Origin of the sequence: Aquabacterium sp. UBA2148 (genome assembly GCF_002328915.1) — a bacterium.
GTDB classification, from domain to species: Bacteria; Pseudomonadota; Gammaproteobacteria; order Burkholderiales; family Burkholderiaceae_C; genus Aquabacterium; species Aquabacterium parvum.
Genome location: NZ_DCXA01000202.1, coordinates 1 through 2,702, shown reverse-complemented (window position 1 = coordinate 2,702; position 2,702 = coordinate 1). Strand labels below are relative to the sequence as shown.

Genomic DNA, 2,702 nt, shown 5'->3' with positions numbered 1-2,702 from the left:
TTCATCAGGCCGATGTTGCCTTCCTGGATCAGGTCGCCTTGCGGCAGGCCGTAGCCCAGGTACTGGCGAGAGATGGACACGACCAGGCGCAGGTGCGAGAGCACCAGGCGCGAGGCGGCCTGCAGGTCGTTGGCCGAGCGCAGTTGACGAGCCAGGGCTTGTTCCTCGTCGGCTTCCAGCATGGGCACGGTCTGGACGAAGCGGATGTACGCGTCCAGGTTGCCCAGCGAGGGCACCACACTCCAGGGGTCACGGGGGGCAAGGGTGGTCGTCAAGGTCATGGATGGTTCCTTTCTGGATCCTTCTCGATGAATGTTAGCACTCTTGCTTGGAGAGTGCTAAGACGGAAAAGTTCCAGGGATATCTGGTCATGTCATGGGCATTCGTCTGGCTCGTGCTTGCGCCAATTCAATTATTCAATAATAATTGAATCATGGAAGAAGAAACCGTCATCGCCTCCCTGGCTGCCCTGGCCCAGCCCGTTCGCCTGCGCGTGTTCCGCGCCCTCGTGGTGGCTGGCCCGGCCGGGCTCACGCCCACGGCCTTGTGCGAGCGGCTCGGCGTGGCGGCCACCACCTTGTCGTTTCACCTCAAAGAGCTGACCCACGCCGGCCTGATCGACCAGGAGCGCGAGGGCCGGCACCTGATCTACCGCGCGGTGTTCGCGCACATGAACGCCTTGTTGTCCTACCTGACCGAGCACTGCTGCGCCGGCCAGCCCTGTGACGAAGCGGCCTGTGTGCCTGCCTCGCCCTGTTCTACCTGCTGAGAAAGGTTCACCATGAAGCGCTTTCACGTCCACGTTCACGTCGAAGACCTGGCCCGCAACATCGACTTCTATTCGAAGATGTTCGGCACCCAGCCCGCCCGCGTCGAAGCCGACTACGCCAAGTGGATGCTCGACGACCCGGCGGTGAACTTCGCCATCTCCACCCGTGGGCACGGCCACACCGGGCTCGATCACCTGGGCATCCAGGTAGACAACGACGCCGACCTGGCCGCCATGAAGGGCCGGGCTCAGGCCGCCGACCTGTCGCTGATCGACGAGGGCGCCACCACCTGCTGCTACGCCCGCAGCGACAAGCACTGGGTGGTCGATCCGCAGGGCCTGCCCTGGGAGCACTTCCAGACGCTGGGCTCGATCCCCGTGTTCCGCGAAGCCGAGCCGGCTGCGGGGGCTGCAAGCGTTGCACCGACGGTCGCCGCAGCCGGTGCAGCCGCTGCAACCGACGCATCGGCCTGCTGCACGCCGCGCGTTTCAGGCAAGCCCATCGGCATCCCCGTCAAATCTGTTGGTTCCTCTTGCTGCTGAAGCCATGACCACCCACGTCCTCATCCTCTGCACCCACAACTCCGCGCGCAGCGTGCTCTCCGAAGGCATGCTCAACCACCTGGCCGCCAAGCTGGGCAAAGACGTCAGGGCGCACAGCGCCGGCAGTGCGCCCAGCGGTCGGCTCAACCCGTTCGCGCTGGAGGCCTTGAGCAACGCCGGCATCGACACCGCGGCCTACCGCAGCAAGAGCTGGGACGAGTTCACCACGCCCGAAGCGCCGCCGCTGTCCATCGTCATCACCGTGTGCGACAGCGCGGCGGCCGAGGCCTGCCCGGTCTTCTTTGGTGGCAACGGCCAGCCCGTGAAGGTGCACTGGGGCTACCCCGACCCGTCGAACGCCGAAGGCGGCGACGAGGGCAAGCGCCGCGCCTTCGAGCTCACGCGCCAGGCCATCGGCTACCGCATGCTTCAGCTGCTGGGCCTGCCGCTGCAGACCCTGCCGCGCGACGAGCTGCTGGCTGCCTTGCAAGCCATCGCCAGGAGCTGAGGCCATGATGCCGACGACGTCGAGGCGCCTGTTGGGCGAGTTCCTGGGCACGCTGCTGCTGCTGGCCGTGGTCATTGGCTCGGGGGTGATGGCCGAGCGGCTGGCCCAGGGCAACGTGGCGCTGGCCTTGTTGTGCAACACCGTGGCCACGGTGTTCGGCCTGTTCGTGCTGATCGAGGTGTTCGGCCCGGTCAGCGGGGCGCACTTCAACCCGGCGGTCAGCCTGGTCATGGCCTGGCGGCGCGAGCTGCCTGTTGCCCTCTTGCTGGCCTACATCGTGGCCCAGTTGGCCGGGGCGGCTTGTGGCGCCTGGTTGGTCCACGCCATGTTCGAGATGCCCATCCTGCAGTGGTCGAGCAAGCTGCGAGCCGGTGGCGGCCAGTGGCTGGCCGAGGCGGTGGCCACGGCGGGCCTGTTGCTGGTGATCTTGCGGGCCTCGCCACAGCGCGTGTCGGCCCTGGTGGCTTGCTACATTGGCGCGGCCTACTTCTTCACGGCGTCGACCTCGTTCGCCAACCCGGCTGCGGCCTTCGGGCGCATGTTCTCGGACAGCTTTGCCGGCATCGCGCCCCAGAGCGCGCCCGCGTTCGTGCTGGCGCAGTTGGTCGGTGCCGCCGTGGGGGTGCTGCTGCACGCCTGCCTGGGCAAGGCTGCCGCGTCCCCCATCCCATCGTCTTCTTCACAGGCCTGAGCCATGAGCGCTGTCACCATCTTCCACAATCCGCGTTGCGGCACCTCGCGCAACACCCTCGCCCTGATCCGCAACGCCGGCATCGAGCCCACGGTGGTCGCCTACCTGGAGACCCCACCGTCGCGAGAACAGCTCGTGCAGTTGATCGCGGCCAGTGGCCTGTCGGTGCGAGACGTGATGCGGTCGAAAGA

General features: G+C 66.7%; 5 protein-coding genes and 1 pseudogene. 5 read left to right on the top strand and 1 reads right to left on the bottom strand.

The genetic code is table 11. From position 1 onward, the window contains the following. On the bottom strand, positions 1-281 hold a 281-nt coding region (locus B2W70_RS11240; RefSeq protein WP_286745746.1), incomplete at its 3' end, for a sigma factor. 152 nt (positions 282-433) lie between these two features. Here B2W70_RS11240 and B2W70_RS11235 point away from each other — a divergent pair. The 5 genes and pseudogenes from B2W70_RS11235 to B2W70_RS11215 form a co-directional block, all read left to right on the top strand. Next, positions 434-769, top strand: a complete 336-nt coding sequence (locus B2W70_RS11235) for an ArsR/SmtB family transcription factor (protein ID WP_286745744.1) — start codon at positions 434-436, stop codon at positions 767-769. A gap of 12 nt (positions 770-781) precedes the next feature. Then, the gene (locus B2W70_RS11230; protein WP_286745741.1) at positions 782-1,312 is read left to right on the top strand and encodes an ArsI/CadI family heavy metal resistance metalloenzyme; all 531 of its coding nucleotides are present in this window, start codon (positions 782-784) and stop codon (positions 1,310-1,312) included. 4 nt (positions 1,313-1,316) lie between these two features. Next, positions 1,317-1,820 (top strand): arsenate reductase ArsC, encoded by a 504-nt coding sequence (locus B2W70_RS11225; protein ID WP_286745739.1) that lies wholly within the window; start codon positions 1,317-1,319, stop codon positions 1,818-1,820. A 7-nt stretch (positions 1,821-1,827) separates the two neighbouring features. After that, on the top strand, positions 1,828-2,511 hold the full coding sequence (locus B2W70_RS11220; RefSeq protein ID WP_286745748.1) for an aquaporin: 684 nt from the start codon (positions 1,828-1,830) through the stop codon (positions 2,509-2,511). Positions 2,512-2,514: 3 nt separating this feature from the next. Continuing rightward, positions 2,515-2,702: pseudogene (locus tag B2W70_RS11215) on the top strand (arsenate reductase (glutaredoxin)); the annotation flags it as partial.

Excerpts from the sequence above, each read along its gene's own strand:
- B2W70_RS11235 (WP_286745744.1), top strand. The coding sequence starts at position 434 with ATGGAAGAAGAAACCGTCATCGCCTCCCTGGCTGCCCTGGCCCAGCCC.
- B2W70_RS11225 (WP_286745739.1), top strand. The coding sequence starts at position 1,317 with ATGACCACCCACGTCCTCATCCTCTGCACCCACAACTCCGCGCGCAGC.
- B2W70_RS11230 (WP_286745741.1), top strand. The coding sequence starts at position 782 with ATGAAGCGCTTTCACGTCCACGTTCACGTCGAAGACCTGGCCCGCAAC.
- B2W70_RS11220 (WP_286745748.1), top strand. The coding sequence starts at position 1,828 with ATGCCGACGACGTCGAGGCGCCTGTTGGGCGAGTTCCTGGGCACGCTG.